Raw genomic sequence first — 21,626 nt, forward strand, 5'->3', positions numbered from 1 at the left:
AAATTTAATATCAGATAAATCAGATGATTTCTAGTAAAATGAAACCGTTCCTTTATTTAGGAGCTTTATATCTTATCATTTCTTTACTTGTAAGAGTAGTTTTCTTTTTTCACCCCATTACAACAGTAAGTTTTGGTTTTTTTGAAATATTGAAGATTCTGATAATCGGTGCAATCAATGATTCTTTTGTTTTTATCTTGACATGCCCTTTTCTGGCCCTTTATTTTTTATTTTTATCTGACTCAAAATACCAGAAGCCGTATGGACAAATCATTCTGGGCGCATTGGTACTTTTCTTTTTGTATATACTCCTCATCCCGAATAATATATTTAAACAATATGGAGGCTCGGTTGCAGAAATTGCACTGGCTTTTATCGGTGTAAAAATAATTTTCTTTGCACTAATGTTTTTTCTCCCGGAAAGACGCCTTAAAATCAGGAATACGCTTTATTTTATCACCCTTTTCTTGTATATCTTGTTAATTGTTTTCAATGCGGTAAGTGAATATTTCTTTTATAATGAATTTGGTTTAAGATATAATTTTATTGCGGTAGATTATCTCATTTATACCAACGAGGTGATTGGAAATATCATGGAAAGTTACCCTGTAGTTCCTTTATTTCTGGCAATTTTTACCATAACCGCACTGATCTCTGTTTTCATTTATAGAAAAACAAAAATGGAGCTTTTAGATTTTCCGAATATTAAACAAAAACTGATGTTGTTGGGAGCTTTTTTTGTTTTAATAGGTATTAGCTTATTTGGTCTCAGCCTTACTACGAAAATCAAAGGGAACAGTGTTTTTGAAGGAGAAATCCAGGCGAATGGGTTACCTAAATTTTATTGGGCATTTACTCACAACGAACTGGATTATTTCCAATTTTACCCCACAATTAATCAAAAAACGGCCGAAAATAATTTTCTCAATCAATATCCGGAACCTGTTCTAAAAAGAAATATCACTTCAGATCAGCCGGAATTAAAGAAAAATGTTGTTTTAATTTCTATTGAAAGCTTATCCGCAGATTTCATGGAACATTATGGAAATACACAAAAAATCACTCCTTTTCTGGATAGTTTGGCAGACCATTCTCTGATGTTCACCAATCTTTATGCAACGGGAAACAGAACCGTTCGCGGCCTGGAAGCATTGACACTCTGCATCCCACCCACTGCAGGAGAAAGCATCATCAAGAGAGAAAATAATAAAAACAAATTCACCACCGGAAGTGTTTTCAAATCAAAAGGTTATGATGTAAAATTTTTATACGGCGGATACAGTTATTTCGACAATATGCGGGATTTCTTTGCTGGAAACGGCTACGGAATTGTTGATCGTGACAATTTTAAGCCGGAAGAAATTACTTTCGCAAACGTCTGGGGTGTTGCTGATGAAGATATGGCAAAAAAGGCCATCCAAACCATGAACGCCGAAGCAAAATCCGGAAAACCTTTCTTCAATCACTGGATGACGGTTTCCAATCACAGGCCTTTTACTTATCCTGACGGAAAAATTGACATTCCAGGAGATGTAAAATCCCGTGAAGGAGGGGTAAAATATACCGATTATTCTCTTCGTAAGTTCTTTGAAATGGCAAAAAAACAAGATTGGTACAAAAACACCGTTTTCGTGGTCATCGCAGATCATTGTGCTTCAAGTGCCGGAGATACGGAACTTCCGATGGATAAATACAAAATTCCGGCAATGATTTTCTCCGAAGGTTTCATCCAGCCTCAGAAATTCACACAAACCATGTCACAGATTGATGTGATGCCTACCCTTTTCGGACTGTTGAATTTTAATTATCAATCTAAATTTTTGGGTCAGGATATTTTTAAAAAGGGTTTCCAGCCCAAAGCTTACATTGCAACTTATCAGGATTTAGGATTTGTGAAGGACAATTATTTGACTATAATTTCTCCTTTGAGAAAAGTAAAACAATATGCTTTAACGCAACAAAAAAATAAGTTGTCTCCGGAGTTTAATATTTATTATGACGAAAAGCAATTGAAAACTCCAGATCAGAATAAAAAACTTATTGAAGAAACAATTTCTGCATATCAATCTACATCATACTGGCTGGAAAAAAATCAGCTTAACCGTTAATTAAATGATAAAATATTTTCTGCTTTCATAGAATGTATTCATTAAATTTCTAAATTTACATACAAATAAATACAAACTATGAAATGGACTAACGACAGAGGTGGTAATGTGGAAGACAGACGTGGACTTGGCGGCGGTGCCGTTGTAGGAGGCGGACTGGGAACGCTCATTATCGCTGCAATTATATTTTTCCTGGGTGGTGATCCTTCTTCGGTTCTCTCTTCCGGTGCCGGATCGAGTTCTGCAGGTACCGAACAAAGAGAATTAACCGCCGAAGATAAAAAAGTCGGGGAAATGGTTGACATGATGGGAAAATGGAACATTATTACATGGGATCAGGTATTTAAAGAAAACGGTATGACTTATACTCCCCCAAAAATTATCCTTTTTGAAAATACTACACAATCCGGTTGTGGAACAGCTCAATCAGCAATGGGACCGTTTTATTGTCCTGCCGACCAATCCGTTTATATGGATATGAGGTTTTTTAATGAATTGCAGCAAAGATTCGGAGCACAGGTTACCGAATTTACAGTTGCCTATGTATTAGCTCACGAAGTAGGTCATCACGTGCAAACTCTTTTGGGAACAACACAAAAAGTAGATCAATTGAGAAGAAGCGGTAGATATTCTGAAGCAGATATGAACAGAGTTTCCGTTGCAACAGAGCTGCAGGCAGATTTCTATGCCGGACTTTGGGCTAAAAGAACTGATGCAAACAGACATATTTTAGAGCCAGGAGATATCCAGTCCGCAATTGAAGCTGCAGAAGCGGTGGGCGATGATAACATTCAAAAAAGATCTCAGGGCTATGTGAATCAAGAGAGCTTTACGCATGGCTCATCTGCACAACGTAAAGAATGGTTCATGAAGGGGTACAACACCGGCGACATTAGGCAGGGTGATACTTTTAACCAGCTTTTGAAATAATTTAACTTTATAAAAATAGAAACTCCTGAAGAAATTCTCCAGGAGTTTTTTTATTGCAATTCGATTGGATTACTGTTCTTTTTCGCTTCATCTTTTATCCTCTCTTCCATTCTTTTTCTCATTTCAGCAGGATTTTGATTTCCACCGCCACGAGTTGCCGCTATTCTGAATTGTCCGCCGCCACCCTGAGTCATGAAAGACATCGGATCGTCCATGAATTTTTTCTGTTGCTTTACAAAATCAGCTCTTTTCACTTTAATGGTGTTCCCGAATTGGTTTAAGGTAGGAAAATCTGCAATTTTATAGTTTTTCATTAGATCAAAAGAATATTCTCCTTTATCATCTTCCACTTTTACAATAAGCCCCGGAAGCCCACCGAATTTGTAAGGTCCATCCTGATAAGGCAGATCTGTGGTAAACCAGGCAGTCCATTTTCTTCCTCCAAAATCTGTTTCCGCTTTTTGGACTTTATATTCACCAATCTTCATGGTTTCAGATGAAATTTTCCAATTGATAGGTCTGTCTTCTTCATAAGAATAATTATCCCTGCCAATTCTGTCCTTGAAAAATGTTTTTTGATTTTTCTTATCTTTTTCAATGGAATAATTAATAATTGATCTCAAACCTTCCATCTGATTTCTGTCAACACTTCCTCTTCCACCGCCACTTTGAAAAGCTTTCTGCAAAATAGAATCTCTTTTAATCCTGTTTTCAGAGTAGAAAACTGATTTTTCGGCGGAAATATCGAGGTACGCATTTTCTGTTTTAATATCACTTTTGTTCGAAGCATCGGGTTTCATGGTGACTTGATACACAAATCTGTTTGTTTGTGCAAAAGCAGTCTGTATGAATAGTGCGAAAGCAATTATACCTAATTTTTTCATTATTTAATTTTAATTGTTGGTTTAAAGCGTTATAAAATCTTAATTCTATATACTCCTTTTCATTTCTTTATAGATCAAAATTATGCATCAAAGTTAAAATCAAAACGGATATCTGTGGATTCTCAAGCAAATATTAATGCGGTTTTTAAATTATTAATAATGCTATTAAGAACAGAATCATTAAAATAGATATCTTCGATTTGAGATTGCGGAAATTAGTTCGTATTTTTGCACTATTAAATCATTCTAAATAAATACAATGATAAAAGTATCAGACCAAGCAAAGGCAAAAGCCATCCAGCTGATGACAGAGGAAGGCTTTAACCCTGCTGAAGATTATATAAGAGTAGGGGTGAAAAGCGGAGGATGTTCTGGTTTAGAATATGTTTTGAGGTTTGACGACCAAAAAGCAGACACTGATCAAGTTTTTGAAGACAATAATATCAAAATTATTGTAGATAAAAAATCAATCCTCTATTTAGCAGGGACAACTCTTGAATTTTCAGGAGGTTTAAACGGAAAAGGATTTGTTTTCAACAATCCGAACGCGTCCAGAACATGTGGATGTGGAGAAAGTTTTTCTTTATAATTAGAAGTTAGAAACTAGAGGTTAGAAATTAGCAAATTGCGAAACTAACATTTAAGGTCTAAAATCTATAATCTAATAAAATGAGTAAATATACTGAAGACGATTTAAGAGTCGATCTAGAAAATAAAAAATATGAATTCGGTTGGGAAACAAAGATCGATTATGAAGATTTCCCGATTGGTTTAAACGAAGACATTGTCCGTGCAATCTCTGCTAAAAAAGAAGAGCCTGAATGGATGACGGAATGGCGTTTGGAATCTTTCAGAATCTGGCTGAAAATGGTAGAGCCGGAATGGGCCAATATTAAATACGAAAAACCTGATTTTCAAGCGATTAAATACTATGCTGCTCCAAAAGTAAAGCCGGAATTGGAAAGTTTGGATGAAGTAGATCCCGAATTATTGGCTACGTTTGCTAAGCTTGGAATCAATATCGAAGAACAAAAACGACTTTCAGGAGTTGCGGTTGACATCGTAATGGACTCAGTATCTGTAAAGACAACGTTCCAGGATACATTAATGGAAAAAGGAATTATTTTCTGCTCCATTTCTGAAGCAATAAAAAATCACCCTGATCTAGTAAGAAAATACCTCGGAAAAGTAGTTCCGAGAGGAGATAATTTTTATTCAGCATTAAATTCCGCAGTTTTCTCTGATGGAAGTTTCTGCTATATTCCAAAAGGCGTAAGATGTCCGATGGAATTATCAACCTATTTCCGTATTAATCAGGCAGGAACAGGCCAGTTTGAAAGAACACTTGTAATTGCCGATGAAGGAAGCTATGTTTCTTACCTTGAAGGATGTACAGCACCATCAAGAGACGAAAACCAGCTTCACGCAGCCGTTGTTGAGTTAATTGCAATGGATAATGCAGAAATTAAATATTCAACCGTTCAGAACTGGTATCCGGGAAATGAAGAAGGAAAAGGTGGAGTTTTCAATTTTGTAACAAAAAGAGGGCTTTGCGAAAAGAACGCAAAAATCTCTTGGACACAGGTGGAAACAGGTTCTGCCGTTACATGGAAATATCCTTCTTGTATCCTGAAAGGTGATGGGTCAATCGGTGAGTTCTACTCTATCGCGGTGACCAACAATCACCAATATGCAGATACAGGAACGAAAATGATCCACATCGGAAAGAATACGAAATCAACGATTATTTCCAAAGGTATTTCCGCAGGAAAATCTCAGAATTCATACAGAGGACTGGTAAAAGTAATGCCTTCTGCAAAAGGAGCAAGAAACTTTTCTCAGTGCGACTCTTTATTGATGGGTAATGAATGTGGAGCACACACTTTCCCTTATATTGAGATCAAAGATCCAACTGCACAATTGGAGCACGAGGCTACCACCTCAAAAATCGGGGAAGATCAGATTTTCTACTGTAACCAGAGGGGTATCGACACAGAAAGAGCAATTGCTCTGATTGTGAATGGTTTCAGTAAAGAAGTTTTAAATAAATTACCAATGGAGTTTGCTATTGAAGCCCAGAAATTGTTGGAGATTTCTTTGGAAGGTTCTGTTGGATAATTGAGAATGTGGTAATTTGTTAATGAGATAATTTGATAATGAAAGAGAATATTATTCTTACTAAGACTTTTGAGTTTTCATTAAAAATTATCAAATATTGTGAATTACTTCATGAACAGAAAAAGTTTGTTATTTCAAATCAGCTTTTAAAATCAGGAACTTCAATTGGAGCGAATATAAGAGAAGCACAAAATTCTGAAAGCAGGAATGATTTTATCCATAAATTTAAAATTTCTGCAAAAGAAATAGAAGAAACAAACTATTGGTTACTTTTGTGTAAGCACTCTGAAAGTTATCCAAGTTGTGATGAATTAATTGAAAAATTAAAGGAAATTGAAAATATCACAAATAAAATAATTATAACATCCAAAATAAGCGGTAGGAGATAATTATAATATTATCTCATTACCAAATTATCATATTGAAATTATGTTAAATATAAAAAACTTGCACGCCAAAATTGAAGATGGCGCAGAAATTTTAAAAGGTATCAACTTAGAAATAAAACCGGGTGAAGTTCACGCGATCATGGGACCGAACGGAGCCGGAAAATCTACTCTTTCTTCTGTGATTGCAGGGAAAGAAGACTACGAAGTTACGGACGGTGAAATCCTTTTCGGTGGTGAAGATATTATCGAAGATGCCCCTGAAGAAAGAGCACACAAAGGAATTTTCCTTTCTTTCCAGTATCCGGTGGAAATTCCGGGAGTTTCTGTAACTAACTTTATTAAAGCTGCTTTAAACGAAAACAGAAAGGCAAACGGCTTGGGAGAAATGCCCGCAAAAGAGATGCTTGCCATGATTCGTGAGAAATCTGAGCAATTGGGAATCAAAAAAGATTTCCTTTCAAGATCTTTAAATGAAGGGTTTTCGGGAGGTGAGAAAAAAAGAAACGAGATCTTCCAGATGATGATGCTTAATCCAAAATTGGCTATTCTTGATGAGACAGATTCAGGGTTAGACATTGATGCATTGAGAATCGTAGCAGATGGGGTAAACGCGTTTAAAAATGAAGGAAATGCAGTTCTTTTGATTACACATTATCAAAGATTGCTTAATTATATTCAACCTGACTTCGTTCACGTATTAGCAAACGGGAAAATCATCAAAACCGGTGACAAATCCCTTGCTTTGGAACTCGAAGCAAAAGGTTACGATTGGCTTCTTAACTAAGAAGAAAATTTTTAAGTGAAAGATTATCATTTTTTCATTTAAGATAAGCGGAAAAACCGCATTATTATAATTTAAAAATATAAATTAAGGTGTGATGGCCGAAATATCAGTAATGGCTTTATACGATCAGATAATTGAAAATCACGGTGAGTTTTTGGAGAGTCTTCGTCACAGATTTTTGGATGACGAGAGAAAAGCTGCTCTTCGAAGATTCGAAAACTTAGGTTTTCCAACGAAAAAAGACGAAGAATATAAATATACCAACCTAAAGGAGATTACTGAAAAAGGATACAACTTTTTCCCGAAAGAAAGTCATAATATCACCAAAGAGCAATTGGATGAACTCCATCTTGGTGAAGAAAATTTTGACTGGATTACTTTCGTGAATGGTAAACTTCGTAAAGAATTGTCCAAAGTTTCTATTGAAAATGTTGAGTTTCTTTCATTCAATTATGCGTTGAATGATGAGAAACACAGAGATGTTTTTGATAAATATTTTAATACAATTGCTTCGGACAAATCTGCTTTTACGAACTTAAATCAAGCTTACTGCAAGTATGGCTTCTTTTTAAAAGTTCCTAAAAATGTTGTGATTGAAAAACCAATCCATGTTTTTTATATCTCTCAAAATCAGGAAGAAAACACATTCTACAATACGAGAAATTTATTGATCGTAGAGGAAGGTGCAAAAGTGGAAATCATTGAAAGTCACCACAATTTTGACAGCACATATGTTCTGACAAACTCTGTGACAGAAATTTTCACCTATCCAAATGCAAAAGCGGATTGGCATAAATTACAAAACGATAACGATACTTCTTATTTAGTTGACAATACTTTCGCAAGGCAGGAAAAAGACAGCTTAACGACTGTAAATACCTTCTCTTTCGGAGGTAAACTGGTAAGAAACAATCTGGATTTCATTCATAACGGATCGAATATCAATTCATTCATGAATGGGATCACAATTATCGGGAAAGACCAGCTGGTAGATCACCACACGGCGGTTCACCACAACTTCCCGAACTGTGAAAGTTATCAGAACTACAAAGGTATTTTCGACGGAAAATCTCACGGGGTTTTCAACGGGAAGGTTTTTGTAGACAAACTTGCTCAGAAAACGAATGCTTATCAACAGAATAACAACGTTTTATTAAGCGAAGGAGCAATGATTGACACCAAGCCTCAATTGGAGATTTTTGCAGACGATGTGAAGTGCTCTCACGGTTGTACAGTGGGTCAATTGAACGAAGATGCCCTGTTCTACCTAAGAGCAAGAGGTATTTCCAAAAAAGAAGCTCAGGCGTTATTGTTGTACGCATTTGCAAACGATGCAATGCAGAATATTGATATTGAGCCTTTAAAGGAGAAAGTTTCAAAGCTTTTGGCGGAGAAACTGGGAGTTGATATAGAGTTTTAACAATATATAATTGATAATAGCAAAGCACTTCAAATGAAGTGCTTTTGTTTTTTTATGTATTTAAATTAAAAAGCCCGTATCGCAATACGGGCTTCTTTTGTTGAAAAATCTGATAGGATATTAGTTTTTAGGGATTGTTTTTTTAATGTCATAAATCGTTAGCTCAGGAGTACTCAATACTCCCTGGGTATTGGTATTTGTGCTTTTAGAATGGTTGGCCTTACGGGCTTGTCTTCCCGGTATTGTTGCTAAAAATTCTTCAAAACTTGCCGTATTTGGGAGTAATTTTCCCGAATTGGCTGTCGTTTCCTGCTTTTGAGACTGTTGTTTATTCATTTCAAGGCCCTGTTCGGAAGCTAATGCCGTTGCAGATGGTTTTTGAGCAGCTCTTTCCTGAGCTTCTTTCATCATTCTGGCTTCGAATTCTTTAGATTCTTTATAATTAGCAGCTTCCTGTATTTCGGCTTTTTTGTCTTGTTGTGCGTAAATATTGGCACTCAACGCTAAAAATGCTATAATATATAATGATTTCATGATGGTTTATTTAATGTTTACAAGTACGTTTATTTTTCCGATTCCGTTTTGATCATAATCCTGAAGTGCTTTTCCAAGAACCTGCCCGATTCTTACTTTTTTAGGATTCGCTTTCATGGCCACTCCTGATTTTGATGAAGTTACCAGAAGATCTCCTCTTTTAATCTTTCCTCCTTCAAGGCAGACTTTTGTCGGAATTACCCCGATTACGCCCATCGGCACTTTATCTGAAATATCGGTGTCAATATGTTCTTCCGTTAATAAAACTCCCGGTTTTGTAGCATAAACTCCGGCTACAAGAGTAGAATAAGGAGTTGAAGATTTTTCTACGGATCTGTCTTTTGTAGTTGAAATTACTAAAATATCTCCAGGTTCATAGGCCGAAATATTTCCCTCCACGTCAAAAGCTTCGGCGATATCGGCCCCACTGTTTTGTGTTCCTCCATTAAAGAATCCTCTACCATCTTTATTGATACGAGCTTCATTTACTGATGCACTTTGATAGACAGCAATATTCCCCGAAGCCCCTTGATGATTAATAAGAAGAGTAGAACCCGTACCATTGGAGCTTATGTGTACTACAGGTTGAGCATTCGCACTATTGAAGTTCGCAAATCTTGCCGCACGTCCTACTCCGAAGTTAGGAGTCCAGGCATAAATTGCACTACCTGTTCCGTCCGCAGTTGCTTCTATACCGTCCCCGTTTCCGCCTGCATTTGCAGTAATTCCATTACCGCCACCTTCTGTAAGCGCCAATAAAGCTGGGCCGTTCCCCGCGGCGTTAGAGGAATAGAATAAACCTGCATATCCACCGGTGCCTGCAGACACTCCGTAAACACCTGCAGTCCCGAAATTTGCAAACTGAGAATTAACTTCTCCTTTTACCGCAGCAGAAGTTCCAGTTACCCTGTCCACTTTGAAGTTTCCACCGATACCGTTTCCTACTGTAGTTACTGTAATTACGTCGCTGGTATTGGATTCATTAAAAATGTTAAATCTTCCTGCTCGTCCCAATGAAAATGTAGGTACCCAGGCGTATAGAGCATTTCCGGTTCCATCTACATTTGTTTCTACTCCATTCCCGTTTTTACCGGCATTGGCTGTGATGGCGTTTCCGTTTCCATCGGTTAAGGCAATTAATGAAGCTCCGTTTCCTGCTGGATTTGATGCGTAGAATAATCCTGCGCGGCCACCCGTTCCTGAAGAAACTCCGAAAATACCCGAAGCACCAAAGTTCCCGAAAATAGTATTAACTTCTCCTCTTACTGCGGCTCCAACACTGTTTGTGTTATTTAAAAAGAAAGAAGATGCATTACCTTGTGTGTTGTCAGGAATGTTACCATTCGTATTAGAAGCTACTTCAAAAGTATTTCTGTCGTTGCTTGCGTTAAGGTTTTCAAAACGTCCTGCACGTCCTTTCCCACTGTTAAGTCCAACCTGTCCCAAAACACCGACTGAAGTTCCTGTAGCATTAGTGGACACGAAACCTCTTACTCCGTATCCTCCACCATCATTTCTACCTACTACTGCTCCGGCAATATCGCTGGTAGTTCTACCAACTATTGCTTCTCCGGCTCCGTTATTGTCACCAATAATACCCGCAGAAGTTTGGGCAGAAGTAATTCCGTGAACTGCAAATCCTGATTCTGTAGAACTACGAACACCCGCTCCGCTTCCTGTAGTACTTACATTGACAACAGTTCCATTTCCTACGTTTGTGGCATTAAGGACATTATTATTGTTAGCATTATTAAAATTTGCTATAGTAGCTGCAATACCGGTAGTACTGGTTGCATTAAGACCCGTTCCCGTATTACTGTTGGCATATACTCCGTATCCGGCACCTGATGAATTTCCGTAAATTCCTAAACCTGTTGGCGTCACACCATATACTCCCCATCCGCTTCCTGCCTGGCTTCCCCAGATTCCAACTCCTAGTCCGCCTGTACCGTTATTGATACCGCGAACCCCAGCAGAGAATCCTCCAGGAGCTATATTGCTTACGATACCTCTCACAGAGGCAATGCTTGAAGAAGTTGTATTATTTACACCTTCTAAAGAGGTTCCGTCCCCGTCATTTGTTAATGAAAAAAGACTTGCCGCGTTATTAACCGTATTTGTATAAGGAATTGAGAAACTTCCTCCACCGCCACCGGCAGTTTTTGCATACATGGCAAAAGGAACGCTCAATAATTGACTTGTTCCGGTAATGGTATACGTTGTACCACCTGTAGGATCTGTTTCTGTCTTAAGGTAATAATTTCCTGTAGACCAGTTGATTGTATTGAAAGTTCCGGTAAGTACTGTTCCCGAGCCTAATTCTAATGTAAGAAGGCCATTGGCATTTGTATTTCCTGTAAGTCTTTCAGAATAGACGGCCGCTCCTGCCGGAGAACCCTGCAGAATACTTGCTCTGATGCCTACACTTTGATTAGCCAAAACCTGTCCGCCCGCGTTTCGAACGATAGCCTGATAGCTCATTTTTTCAGGTACTTGTGCAAAGGCTAGGTGTGAACCCAACACAAGTCCCATTGCGAATAATATTTTTTTCATGGTAATTATTTTTTAATGATTTTAAATGTTTTGATACTTTCTCCGTTTCGGCTAATCTTGATGATATACATCGCGGAAGGAAGAGAAGAAAAATTAAATTCAGATTTGGACTGAGTGATTTTATCCTTTTTAATCAGTTTTCCCTGAGCGTCATAAAGCTGATACTCTGAGCCTTTGAAGCTGTTTGTGGTAAAATCCAGGTACAGATAATCTTTGAAAGGATTAGGATAAAGCAAAATACCTTTTTCAGTTGATGTAAACGTTTCGTCGGTTGCGAGTGTGGTAATTTCGTAGACTTGTTGTACTCCTTCAGAAATTTCCCGGTTGGTTCCTTTGATAAGGTAGGCTACTTGCCCTACGCTATAAGAAACCGAACCGCTGCCTCCTGTTGCATCTGCTCCCGTTGCCAGAACTGCCTGCTGTGCTTTCAACAGACTGATGGGGACGAGAAACAGAATGAGAAAGAAGCATTGAATAGATGTCCTTTTCATATAAAATAGTTTTGTGGTTATTAATTGGTTTAAGTCAAAATTTTTAAAGAGAATTTTGGAAGACTAAATTACCACATATCAAGCACGGATAATCGGAAAATAGACGAACGACAGAAAAAATCGACAAACGACAAAAAGTAGAATTATTGTTGCGGTTTTACAGCAAAATATCACTGTTTACCGGTATTTTGGAAGATTAACTTTGAGGTTCAAAAAAGGAAAGATTTTCTTTATAAGCTCTTCCTATGGGAAGTTTTATCTGATGTACGAGCTCTACTTCATGAGTGTTTTTACTCCTTATCAAATGTCTGGGAACGGCAAAGCTTCTATGAATTCTGACAAAAGAATCAAAATGCGTTTTATGTAAAATATTCCCAATAGAATCCAGAATGCAGTGCTTTTTTTCTGGAGTGATGATCCTTGTATAATCTTTTAAAGCTTCAAGATAAAGAATGTCTGTAATTTTTACCTGAAAAATATTACATCCTTCTTTTATTTTAATGCTATTTTCACCCAGTAAAGCATCAAAACATTCACATTTTTCTTTTGTTTCAAAAAAATCAAAAATCTTTTGAATAGATTGATGAAAACGTTCTGGTTTTAAGGGTTTTATAATGAAATCTAAAGTATTAAGCTCATAAGTATCAATAGCAAATTCAGAATAAGAGCTAATGAAAATACAGGCGGGAATTTTGTGGGCTATTCTCCTGAATTCCAAGCCGTTCATTCCTTTCATACTGGTTTCGGTGATAAGAAGATCAATAGGATAATCAAGGAAAGGAATCGCCTTTTCTGCTGAATCGAGACATGCGATGACCTCAATATTCTCATATTGCTTAAGATAATGAAGAAGAACCAGCCTGTCCAGCTCATCATCATCAATTATCAGGCACTTAATATTAGTAATCATGATACTCTGGATTAGTTTTTGAATAATTTTAACTGTAAAAATTAAAATTATATCCTAAAGTTATTCATTTTCCGTCAATCAATCCCAACATGAACTCAAATTAATACAAAAAATGTACTTCATAAATTCATCTTGTTTTTTTTCATGAAAAATGTTAACTTGTAAATCTCACAAACATAGACAGAATTTAATGCTAGAAAAGAAAGAACATAACTATGAAAAGGCAATCTTGGTGGGCGTTGTTACGCAGCATCAGGATGAAGAAAAGCTTCAGGAATATATGGATGAGCTGGAGTTTTTGGCTTTCACGGCAGGTGCTACAGTCGACAGACGTTTTACTCAAAAACTTACCCAACCGGATTCCAAAACCTTCATCGGAAGCGGAAAAGCTCAGGAAATAAAAGAATATGTAAAGGAAAATGAGATAGGAACCGTTATTTTTGACGACGAATTATCGCCTTCCCAACTTAAAAACCTGGAAAGAGAAATAGAAGTAAAAATTCTTGACAGAACCAATCTTATCCTTGATATTTTTGCCCAGAGAGCTCAAACTTCTTATGCAAGAACACAGGTAGAACTCGCTCAATATCAATATCTTCTACCACGATTAACAAGAATGTGGACCCACCTTGAGCGTCAGAAAGGAGGTATCGGGATGAGAGGTCCCGGTGAAACGGAAATTGAAACCGACAGACGTATCATTCGTGACAGAATATCTTTATTGAAAGATAAATTGAAAACGATTGACAGACAGATGGCAACACAACGTAACAATCGCGGGAAAGTAGTTCGTGCCGCTTTGGTAGGGTACACCAACGTTGGAAAATCTACATTGATGAATGCATTGTCGAAGTCTGAGGTTTTTGCTGAAAATAAATTATTTGCAACACTGGATACAACCGTAAGAAAAGTTGTCATTGGAAATTTACCTTTCCTTTTAACGGATACCGTTGGGTTTATCAGAAAATTGCCGACCCAGCTTGTAGAATCTTTCAAATCTACGTTGGATGAGGTAAGAGAAGCTGATTTGCTGATTCATGTGGTGGATATTTCTCACGAAAGTTTTGAAGATCATATTGATTCCGTAAATCAGATTTTAATGGAAATCAATGCCCATCAAAAGCCAATGATAATGGTTTTCAATAAGATCGATGATTTCAGTTATGAGAAAAAAGATGAAGATGATCTTACGCCGTCTACGAAACGAAATATTTCTCTTGAAGAATGGACGAAAACATGGATGGCGAAGTCTAAATATCCTACCGTTTTCATTTCAGCATTAACGAAGGAAAATTTCCCGGAAATGAAGCGAATGATTTACGATGAGGTAATGAAGATCCATATCTCCAGATTCCCTTACAATGATTTCCTTTTCGAATATTTCGATAACGATGAGGAAGAAGAAAACAAAGATTAATGAAATATCACTTTTTCCTTTTACTGCTTTTTGTTTCGGTTCTCGGTTTTGGCCAGAAACTGAAGCCGGATTTTAAAAGTATAGAGAAAAATCTTACTAACAAGCAATCTCCATACAATTATGATAAGCTGATTTTTAAATATAAAGCGTATCCCAAGTCTTTGGACAGCCTTGAAGCTCAATATCTGTATTACGGAAGAAACTTTCAGGAAAATAAAGTCTCAACAATGGATGATGACTTCAAAAAACTGGCTGAATTTTTCAAAGAGAGAAATGCTGATGAATGCGTCAAACTGGGTACTGCTTTATATCAAAAAGATCCTACCAATCTGGATGTTTTACTCATTTTGCTTCGTGCTTATGATTCGAAACAGGATGCGAGTAACTTCTCTCATCATGTGAGCCAGTTTAGGCTGCTGACAGATGCCATTAAGAAATCAGGTGACGGAAAAACCGAAAAAACAGCTTATCTGGTAAATTCTGTAGGAGATGAGTATATTTTACTTAATATTCTGCAAATCGGCGAAGATTTTACAAGAGGATCAAAACCTTTAAAAGACGGAATGCTTGACATTTGGGAAAAAGACAACAGTAAAGTCTATATCAAAGTGCTTTATCTGGATTACTAATCTTAAAAACAAATTTTTAAAAAAACTTAGTGGAGTTATATTATTCATTTTCAGCGTTAATCGTTTTAGCATCAATATTTTCATACCTTAATTACAGATTTCTTAAACTTCCGAGCACCATCGGAATTATGGTAATTGCCATAGTAGTTTCAATATTTCTGGTTTCTTTCGGGAAAACCATTTTACCAAGAACCTTTGGACATCTCAACAACTTGATGATCAGCATTGACTTTACGGAGGTTTTGATGGGTGCCATGCTCAATTTTCTTCTTTTTGCGGGGGGAATTCATATTAATATCGATGACCTCAAAGAACAGTTTCGGCCCGTCGTTATATTTTCTACTGCAGGAGTGGTAATCTCCACGTTTGTAGTGGGTTTCGGGATGTTTTATCTCCTTCCTCTGGTGGGAATTCAGCTTCCGTTTATCTACTGTCTCCTTTTTGGGGCATTGATTTCTCCTACAGATCCCGTTGCGGTTTTGAGTATTCTAAAACAGGCCAATGTTTCAAAAGCGTTGGAAACTAAAGTTGCAGGAGAATCACTTTTCAATGACGGTATGGCGGTCGTGGTTTTCACGGTTATTCTTCAGCTTGCGATTGGTAATAAAGTAGATCTCGGTGTTGAAAGTATCGGGATTTTACTGTTAAAAGAAGCCGGTGGCGGACTTTTGCTGGGTGTAGTTCTTGGTTGGGTAACTTCCAGACTGATGCGTGAAGTGGACGATTATATAATTTCCGTTCTTGTAACGCTTTCTGTGGTGATGGGTGGTTATCTTATTGCCAGACAAATGCATATTTCAGGGCCGTTAACGATGGTAGCAGCAGGGCTATTCATGGGGAATTTTAATATGAAATTTAAAATGAAATCCGTGACTCAGGACTATCTCATCAAATTCTGGGAATTGATTGACGAAATTCTCAATGCAGTTCTTTTCCTTTTCATCGGCTTTGAGCTGCTAATGATAAAAGATTTAAGACTTTTCATGATTCCGGGAGCACTGGCGATTGTTGTGGTTTTATTGGCGAGATTTATTTCGATTTGGGGACCTACGAAGTTTATGTCTTTTAAAACAAGATTCAGTCCGCAGACGGTGAAGGTGCTGGTTTGGGGAGGAATTCGTGGTGGCGTTTCCATTGCCTTGGCATTGTCCATCCCGAAGAACGAATACAGCAATATTGTTTTGAGTATTACCTATTGCGTGGTGGTATTCTCAATTATTGTTCAGGGACTTACGATTGGAAAAGTTGCCAATCCGAAGAAAATTGCGAAGGAAGAAGAAGAGAAGGAAAGTGTTACTTTGGATAGGCGAAATTATTTATAAAAAAAGATGAACAACACCTTAAAAGAAATAGAAGAAGCCCTGGCTGTCTTATCCATTCCTGAAAAAGCCGCATTTTTTCCAAAATTTTTCAAAACCGGGAAAGGAGAATACGGGGAGGGAGATCTTTTTCTTGGCGTAAAAGTTCCGGATCAGAGGATTGTAGCTAAAGAGTATTATTCAAAAATTTCTCTGGATGAATTAAGCCAATTACTTTCATCAAAATACCATGAACATCGACTGACTGCCTTGTTTATACTCATTTTTAAATTTGAAAAAACAAAAGATAAAACGGTAAAAGACGAAATAGTTCAATTTTATTTAAATCATCTTCAGTATGTCAACAATTGGGATCTGGTGGATTCCAGCTGTTATAAAATTTTGGGCCGATATGCCTTTGAAAATCAGAAAGAAGAGCTGTTGAGAAAGCTTTCTGGTTCCGAAGAAATGTGGCACAAAAGAATAGCTGTGGTTGGGACAATGTATTATGTGAAAAAAGGTTCATTTGACCTGATGAAAGAATTTGTAACTCAGAATCTTAAGCACAACCACGATCTCATGCATAAAGCAAACGGCTGGCTATTGCGGGAAATGGGTCAAAAAAATGAAGCAGAGCTCATCAGTTATTTAAATAAATACTACAAAGAAATGCCGAGAACCTGCTTAAGATACGCCATCGAAAAACTGGAGGAAAGCTTAAGACAGGATTATCTAAAAGGCAGAATTTAAAAATAAGATGTACTTTTGCGCTTTAAAACTCAACTATGAAACTTTTTCTGAAGCAGTTTGTTCTGCTTATTCCATTATTATTCCTGACAAGTTGTTTCGATATTCTTGATAAGGTCAATGTAAAGGCTGACGGAAGCGGGGAATACACAGTTATTCTCAACGCAAGCAAGAGCAAAACCAGGCTGGCTTCTATTTCTAAAATGGAAACAATCAACGGAAAAAAAGTTCCTAAAAAAGCCGAAATTGAAAATAAAATCAATGAAGCGGCAAAGATTTTCAGAGCTACCCCGGGAATCAGCAATGTAAAAACTTCAATGGATTTTGATAATTACATCATAAAATTAAGCTGTAATTTTAAAAAGATTGAAAACATTAATGCCGGACTGGAACAATTAAAAGCTAAAAATATTCTTGGAAAAATGATTCCTTCACAGATTTACAATCAAAGCCTTCAAAAGAAATCATTTGTGAGAAATAAAATCAATACGTTCAAAACGGATTACGACAAGATGAGCAAAGCCGACAAAGAAATCTTTAATGGAGCCAAGTATATTTCCGTCTTACAATTTGAAAATACCATAAAATCTCAATCCAATACTTTATACCTGCTTTCGCCCAACAAAAAAGCAATTAAGTTTGAAGCTAATATTTTAGATCTTATCCTTCAGAAAAAACAATTACAGAATAATATTTTCTTCCAATAATCTTAAAAACCATGAAATATATCCTATTAAAAGCACAAACTATCTGTTTACTTTTCGGTTTTGTGCTTGCATTTGCGCAACAAAAAATGAAAATTCCGGCCGATGCCGTTTTCTATATGGAAATCAACGGAAGACAGCTTAATAAAAAAATCGACTGGCAAAAGTTCAATCCATTTTTGCAGGAAGTTGCCAAAGAAGGAAAAGAAAAACCTTCATGGACAGATTATTCAAAAACAGGAATTAAATACGATGCAACCCAATATCATTATGCCATTTTTAATGATTCTGTGAAAGCCTACACGGCACATTTTATTTTGGATAATAAAGAAAAATTTCAAGAATTCATCAATTCTACTAAGAAAAAAGGCTTGGAAGTTTCCAAAAAAAACAATTATTCTTATGTAAATCTGGATGATGATGTTTTTGTAGCCTGGAACGGGAATCGGGCAGTTCTAAAAATGATCAGCTACAGCAAGCCCTACAAAGACTGGATGGAAGAAGACAGCATGACCGTTGCTGTGGACAGTGCGGTAGCGGTTATTGACAGCACAGCAGCGGTTGTGGCAGACAGCGCTTATGCTGACGAGCAGGAAAAACCTTTCGATTATAAGGAAGAAATTCAGATTCTGAAAGATGATATTAAATATTTAAAAGAAGATATTAAAGAACACAATACTGAAATCGCAAGAATTCAGAAAGATATCAAATACCTCGAAAAACACCACGAATACCCGAAAGAGAAAAAAGGGTCAACAGATACAATTTATTCTGATAAAAATACGGAAGTTTTGCCTCCCCCTGCTGAAGATGAGAACATGGAAGCTGAAGAAACTGAGGAAGATCTGGCCTATCAAAAAGAACTTGACTCTTTGAATATTGAAAGATTCAAGGTGGTGAAAAAACTCGCGGAAAGTGATTTTGATAAATATTTCAGTTCAAGTCTGGAGATTGAAGTTTCGCAAGATGTAATTTCATTCCGTGACCTGAACGCCGATGTTTTCGTATATTCTGACTACGGAAGAATCGTAAATGAAGGGATTTATGGAAGAATGATGAAAAGGTTTGAGTTCGGACAGATTTTTAATACCATGTACAATTCCAACTCATCATACAATTTGTATTTTGAAAAAGATAAAGTAAAACTTGTCAATAATTATCAGCATAAAGATCCTGACGTTCAGAAAAATTTCTCGTCAATCTATAAAGGAAGAAAAAACAAGAAACTGTCGGCATTAATCAATGATAAAAGCATGGGATATTACATGGTAAATCTCAATGGAAGCAAATATTTTGATTTAATGTACAGCTTGCTTGAAAATTCCGGTGAGTCTGATTATCAAAAAGAAATGGAGCTGATCATGGAAACCATGAAAATTGTTCTGGATGAAGAAGCAATTACTAAAATAGCACCGGGGAACGGGATTTTTGTTCTGAATGAATTAAAATCCAAAACAGTGGAATATACAGATTACGATTACGACGACGATTACAATGAAAAAGAAGTAAAGAAAACGAAGGAAGTAATGGTACCCAATTTCACTTTTGCATTCGCAACTGATAACGAAAGATACTGGAACCGTATTTTTGATGTTTTAGCAACAAATAAGAAAACAGCGAAAAAATTCTCTAAAAAAGGAGATTATTATGAATTTAAAGAAGGGAAAGCGACAGGTTATCTTGATCAGCTATTCTTTACGGTTAGAGACGGAATTGTTTATATAACTACTTCAATGGATAATACTTTCCCTAAAAGTCAATCTGAAAAATCTAAACAATGGATGAAAGATTCGGCTAAATATCCCATCTCCGGAAGACTGGATATGCAAAGGCTTTTGATTGGTCTGGAGAAAGAATTCAAGACTACTTCTGAAAGAAAAATAATGGATGTATTCAAGAAAAATATTGGGGAAATGTACTTCAAAACCGAAGTAAAAGGAAATAGAATAGAGACAGAGGTTGATTATAATATTAAAAATTCCTCAGAAAACAGTTTAATGTATTTCTTTGATTTGGTGGATGATATTTACAAAATCAAGGAATCTGAGAAAAAAACGCCAATATTATAATGAAAAGGAAGCTTATTGTTTTAGCGGTTCTTCTAATTGCGGCCACGATTTATTTTTTACTGTTTCATAAAAATAAAACGTTGAAATATATCCCTGAAAATGCAGATGCCGTAATTTTAATAGACGTGAAAAACCTTAAGAGACAATATATTGCAAGCTTTGCAACACATCCTTCCCAATGGTTTCGGGGAAAAGGCAAAAAAGGAAATGCAAATTTTATACAGGAATCGGGAGTGGAAGTTCCCGATTTTTTTCAGATTTTCCATATTAAAAATACTAGCTTTTTACAGTGGTACTGCGTTTTTGAGCTCACAGACAAACAGAAATTCTCAGCATATCTGAAACAGCAGAAATTTGTAAGAAAAGGAGAAAATATATTCCAAAAAGACCAGCTTTTCTTGAAAATTGATGGTGAAAAATGTATCGTTGGCACTTCTGATCTGGCTTTTGAGAAGATCAGTCATTCAATATCTTCGGGGAAAAATGTTTTTAATGCAGACTCGTTTATTGATAATAGCTTAGGAAGTATTTCCTTCATTTCGGGACAGCGAATCCGGAATTTTTCGATTGATTTAAATTCAGATGAAATTGAAATAAAAAATACACCAAAAACAGAAAATTTTGCTCCGATCATATCTGACCTCCAACAAAAAATGCTTTTTCTTGATGCAGAACTGGATGCCAAAAACATCAGATATTTTTCCGCTTTTTTCAATGTAAATCTGGCAGATTCTTCCCAAGTTACTCATTTTAAGGCAACAGCAGAACTCGAGCAGGTAAAGGATACGATTATCACTTACGGCTATGATGATAATTTTAATGAAATTGAAAAAAAGACCTTCCAAACCATTACTCAGCCGAATTATGTGATTGTTCTTCAAAGCAAGGACGTGGAAAAAACCTGGCAATATTTTCAAAATAAAAAATGGGTTAATGCTGGAAACCAATTCACGGCAATTCCGTTTCAACCTAATTTTGTTGAAAAAAATAAAACCGGAATGGAAATAAAATCAACGAGAAAACCTGTACAATTATCTTCAAAATTAAACGAAAACTATATTTTTGTAAGAAATAATCCTCTGTTATTATCTTCATTTAAAACAGTAACGGCAACTGAAAAGAAAATAGTTTCAAGCATAGATTATATTTTCTATGGAAATAAAGGAGAAGATTATTACATAATATTAAAAGGTAAAAAAGAAGAGCTACCTTTGATTTTAAGGTGGTAAACACAAATGCTTAATTATTGATGGATCAATCTGACATTATATTAATAAAAACGGTCACACACTATTTCTTACATTTTATTTTTCCGGTTTTTATTGCATTAATTTTTTACCGTGAAAATTGGAAAAAGGTGTATATTATTCTATTGGCAACCATGCTCGTAGACCTGGATCATTTATTTGCTCACCCTATTTTTGATCCGGACAGGGGAAGCATAGGATTTCACTTTTTACATTCTTATTATGCGATTGCGGTGTATTTTTTGATGCTCTTTTTCAAAGGGAATATTAGAATTATTGGCATCGGGCTTTTGTTTCACATGCTGACGGATTTCCAGGATTTTTATTTCTGGCATCATTAAAATGTTATTAATATTTTCTTTTAATATTTCAAATTCCATAGATTTTTTGTATT

General features: G+C 36.2%; 20 protein-coding genes. 15 read left to right on the forward strand and 5 right to left on the reverse strand.

The window, feature by feature from the left end; genetic code table 11:
* Positions 1-23 precede the first annotated feature (23 nt).
* Entirely contained in the window at positions 24-2,108 is a 2,085-nt protein-coding gene (locus ATE47_RS16390; protein ID WP_062162966.1) for an LTA synthase family protein, read from the forward strand.
* Positions 2,109-2,186: 78 nt separating this feature from the next.
* A complete protein-coding gene (gene ypfJ / locus ATE47_RS16395) occupies positions 2,187-3,038 on the forward strand; it encodes a KPN_02809 family neutral zinc metallopeptidase (protein ID WP_062162967.1) in 852 nt (283 codons plus the stop codon).
* Positions 3,039-3,088: 50 nt separating this feature from the next.
* Here the strand turns inward: ypfJ and ATE47_RS16400 are convergent, their stop codons facing one another.
* Positions 3,089-3,922, reverse strand: a complete 834-nt coding sequence (locus ATE47_RS16400) for a GLPGLI family protein (RefSeq protein WP_062162968.1) — start codon at positions 3,920-3,922, stop codon at positions 3,089-3,091.
* 259 nt (positions 3,923-4,181) lie between these two features.
* On the opposite strand from ATE47_RS16400, the gene ATE47_RS16405 reads away from it, so the two are divergent.
* The 5 genes from ATE47_RS16405 (at position 4,182) to sufD (ending at position 8,633) form a co-directional block, all read left to right on the forward strand.
* Positions 4,182-4,511 carry a HesB/IscA family protein gene (locus ATE47_RS16405; RefSeq protein WP_062162969.1) on the forward strand — a complete coding sequence of 110 codons (330 nt, stop codon included), beginning with the start codon at positions 4,182-4,184 and terminating at the stop codon, positions 4,509-4,511.
* Between the two features lie 80 nt (positions 4,512-4,591).
* Positions 4,592-6,040: a Fe-S cluster assembly protein SufB gene (sufB, locus tag ATE47_RS16410; RefSeq protein ID WP_062162970.1), complete on the forward strand. Its 1,449-nt coding sequence runs from the start codon at positions 4,592-4,594 to the stop codon at positions 6,038-6,040.
* Between the two features lie 38 nt (positions 6,041-6,078).
* Positions 6,079-6,429, forward strand: a complete 351-nt coding sequence (locus tag ATE47_RS16415; protein WP_185097104.1) for a four helix bundle protein — start codon at positions 6,079-6,081, stop codon at positions 6,427-6,429.
* Between the two features lie 40 nt (positions 6,430-6,469).
* On the forward strand, positions 6,470-7,213 hold the full coding sequence (sufC, locus tag ATE47_RS16420; protein WP_062162972.1) for a Fe-S cluster assembly ATPase SufC: 744 nt from the start codon (positions 6,470-6,472) through the stop codon (positions 7,211-7,213).
* Positions 7,214-7,325: 112 nt separating this feature from the next.
* Positions 7,326-8,633, forward strand: coding sequence for a Fe-S cluster assembly protein SufD (gene sufD / locus ATE47_RS16425; protein WP_062163588.1), 1,308 nt, complete (start codon positions 7,326-7,328; stop codon positions 8,631-8,633).
* 120 nt (positions 8,634-8,753) lie between these two features.
* Here the strand turns inward: sufD and ATE47_RS16430 are convergent, their stop codons facing one another.
* From ATE47_RS16430 to ATE47_RS16445, 4 genes are all read right to left on the reverse strand, one after another.
* Positions 8,754-9,167 (reverse strand): hypothetical protein, encoded by a 414-nt coding sequence (locus ATE47_RS16430; protein ID WP_062162973.1) that lies wholly within the window; start codon positions 9,165-9,167, stop codon positions 8,754-8,756.
* A 6-nt stretch (positions 9,168-9,173) separates the two neighbouring features.
* Positions 9,174-11,720 carry a beta strand repeat-containing protein gene (locus ATE47_RS16435; protein ID WP_062162974.1) on the reverse strand — a complete coding sequence of 849 codons (2,547 nt, stop codon included), beginning with the start codon at positions 11,718-11,720 and terminating at the stop codon, positions 9,174-9,176.
* 5 nt (positions 11,721-11,725) lie between these two features.
* A complete protein-coding gene (locus tag ATE47_RS16440) occupies positions 11,726-12,211 on the reverse strand; it encodes a T9SS type A sorting domain-containing protein (protein ID WP_062162975.1) in 486 nt (161 codons plus the stop codon).
* A 196-nt stretch (positions 12,212-12,407) separates the two neighbouring features.
* The gene (locus ATE47_RS16445) at positions 12,408-13,121 is read right to left on the reverse strand and encodes a LytR/AlgR family response regulator transcription factor (RefSeq protein WP_062162976.1); all 714 of its coding nucleotides are present in this window, start codon (positions 13,119-13,121) and stop codon (positions 12,408-12,410) included.
* A gap of 190 nt (positions 13,122-13,311) precedes the next feature.
* Here ATE47_RS16445 and hflX point away from each other — a divergent pair, with 190 nt between their 5' ends.
* Genes hflX through ATE47_RS16485 form a run of 8 tightly spaced genes read left to right on the forward strand, consistent with a single transcriptional unit; the run spans position 13,312 to position 21,573 of the window.
* Positions 13,312-14,538 (forward strand): GTPase HflX, encoded by a 1,227-nt coding sequence (hflX, locus tag ATE47_RS16450; protein ID WP_062162977.1) that lies wholly within the window; start codon positions 13,312-13,314, stop codon positions 14,536-14,538.
* Complete coding sequence (locus ATE47_RS16455; protein ID WP_062162978.1) at positions 14,538-15,167, forward strand: DUF4919 domain-containing protein; 630 nt, start codon at positions 14,538-14,540, stop codon at positions 15,165-15,167. The genes hflX and ATE47_RS16455 overlap by 1 nt, the downstream gene beginning before the upstream one ends.
* A gap of 29 nt (positions 15,168-15,196) precedes the next feature.
* Positions 15,197-16,489 (forward strand): cation:proton antiporter, encoded by a 1,293-nt coding sequence (locus ATE47_RS16460; protein WP_062162979.1) that lies wholly within the window; start codon positions 15,197-15,199, stop codon positions 16,487-16,489.
* A 6-nt stretch (positions 16,490-16,495) separates the two neighbouring features.
* Entirely contained in the window at positions 16,496-17,215 is a 720-nt protein-coding gene (locus ATE47_RS16465; RefSeq protein ID WP_062162980.1) for a DNA alkylation repair protein, read from the forward strand.
* 35 nt (positions 17,216-17,250) lie between these two features.
* Entirely contained in the window at positions 17,251-17,919 is a 669-nt protein-coding gene (locus ATE47_RS16470) for a hypothetical protein (RefSeq protein ID WP_062162981.1), read from the forward strand.
* Positions 17,920-17,930: 11 nt separating this feature from the next.
* Positions 17,931-19,985 carry a hypothetical protein gene (locus ATE47_RS16475; protein ID WP_062162982.1) on the forward strand — a complete coding sequence of 685 codons (2,055 nt, stop codon included), beginning with the start codon at positions 17,931-17,933 and terminating at the stop codon, positions 19,983-19,985.
* Positions 19,985-21,214 (forward strand): hypothetical protein, encoded by a 1,230-nt coding sequence (locus tag ATE47_RS16480; RefSeq protein WP_062162983.1) that lies wholly within the window; start codon positions 19,985-19,987, stop codon positions 21,212-21,214. Before ATE47_RS16475 ends, ATE47_RS16480 begins: the two co-directional genes overlap by 1 nt.
* Positions 21,215-21,234: 20 nt before the next feature.
* Positions 21,235-21,573, forward strand: a complete 339-nt coding sequence (locus ATE47_RS16485; RefSeq protein ID WP_062162984.1) for a DUF6122 family protein — start codon at positions 21,235-21,237, stop codon at positions 21,571-21,573.
* Positions 21,574-21,626 lie beyond the last annotated feature (53 nt).

It is taken from the genome of Chryseobacterium sp. IHB B 17019 (assembly GCF_001456155.1).
Taxonomy (GTDB): domain Bacteria; phylum Bacteroidota; class Bacteroidia; order Flavobacteriales; family Weeksellaceae; genus Chryseobacterium.

What these genes read in the sequence shown, in the direction of transcription:
- ATE47_RS16390 (WP_062162966.1), top strand. Translation starts at nt 24, where the DNA reads ATGATTTCTAGTAAAATGAAACCGTTCCTTTATTTAGGAGCTTTATAT.
- ypfJ (WP_062162967.1), top strand. Translation starts at nt 2,187, where the DNA reads ATGAAATGGACTAACGACAGAGGTGGTAATGTGGAAGACAGACGTGGA.
- ATE47_RS16400 (WP_062162968.1), bottom strand. Translation starts at nt 3,922, where the DNA reads ATGAAAAAATTAGGTATAATTGCTTTCGCACTATTCATACAGACTGCT.
- ATE47_RS16405 (WP_062162969.1), top strand. Translation starts at nt 4,182, where the DNA reads ATGATAAAAGTATCAGACCAAGCAAAGGCAAAAGCCATCCAGCTGATG.
- sufB (WP_062162970.1), top strand. Translation starts at nt 4,592, where the DNA reads ATGAGTAAATATACTGAAGACGATTTAAGAGTCGATCTAGAAAATAAA.
- ATE47_RS16415 (WP_185097104.1), top strand. Translation starts at nt 6,079, where the DNA reads ATGAAAGAGAATATTATTCTTACTAAGACTTTTGAGTTTTCATTAAAA.
- sufC (WP_062162972.1), top strand. Translation starts at nt 6,470, where the DNA reads ATGTTAAATATAAAAAACTTGCACGCCAAAATTGAAGATGGCGCAGAA.
- sufD (WP_062163588.1), top strand. Translation starts at nt 7,326, where the DNA reads ATGGCTTTATACGATCAGATAATTGAAAATCACGGTGAGTTTTTGGAG.
- ATE47_RS16430 (WP_062162973.1), bottom strand. Translation starts at nt 9,167, where the DNA reads ATGAAATCATTATATATTATAGCATTTTTAGCGTTGAGTGCCAATATT.
- ATE47_RS16435 (WP_062162974.1), bottom strand. Translation starts at nt 11,720, where the DNA reads ATGAAAAAAATATTATTCGCAATGGGACTTGTGTTGGGTTCACACCTA.
- ATE47_RS16440 (WP_062162975.1), bottom strand. Translation starts at nt 12,211, where the DNA reads ATGAAAAGGACATCTATTCAATGCTTCTTTCTCATTCTGTTTCTCGTC.
- ATE47_RS16445 (WP_062162976.1), bottom strand. Translation starts at nt 13,121, where the DNA reads ATGATTACTAATATTAAGTGCCTGATAATTGATGATGATGAGCTGGAC.
- hflX (WP_062162977.1), top strand. Translation starts at nt 13,312, where the DNA reads ATGCTAGAAAAGAAAGAACATAACTATGAAAAGGCAATCTTGGTGGGC.
- ATE47_RS16455 (WP_062162978.1), top strand. Translation starts at nt 14,538, where the DNA reads ATGAAATATCACTTTTTCCTTTTACTGCTTTTTGTTTCGGTTCTCGGT.
- ATE47_RS16465 (WP_062162980.1), top strand. Translation starts at nt 16,496, where the DNA reads ATGAACAACACCTTAAAAGAAATAGAAGAAGCCCTGGCTGTCTTATCC.
- ATE47_RS16470 (WP_062162981.1), top strand. Translation starts at nt 17,251, where the DNA reads ATGAAACTTTTTCTGAAGCAGTTTGTTCTGCTTATTCCATTATTATTC.
- ATE47_RS16475 (WP_062162982.1), top strand. Translation starts at nt 17,931, where the DNA reads ATGAAATATATCCTATTAAAAGCACAAACTATCTGTTTACTTTTCGGT.
- ATE47_RS16480 (WP_062162983.1), top strand. Translation starts at nt 19,985, where the DNA reads ATGAAAAGGAAGCTTATTGTTTTAGCGGTTCTTCTAATTGCGGCCACG.
- ATE47_RS16485 (WP_062162984.1), top strand. Translation starts at nt 21,235, where the DNA reads ATGGATCAATCTGACATTATATTAATAAAAACGGTCACACACTATTTC.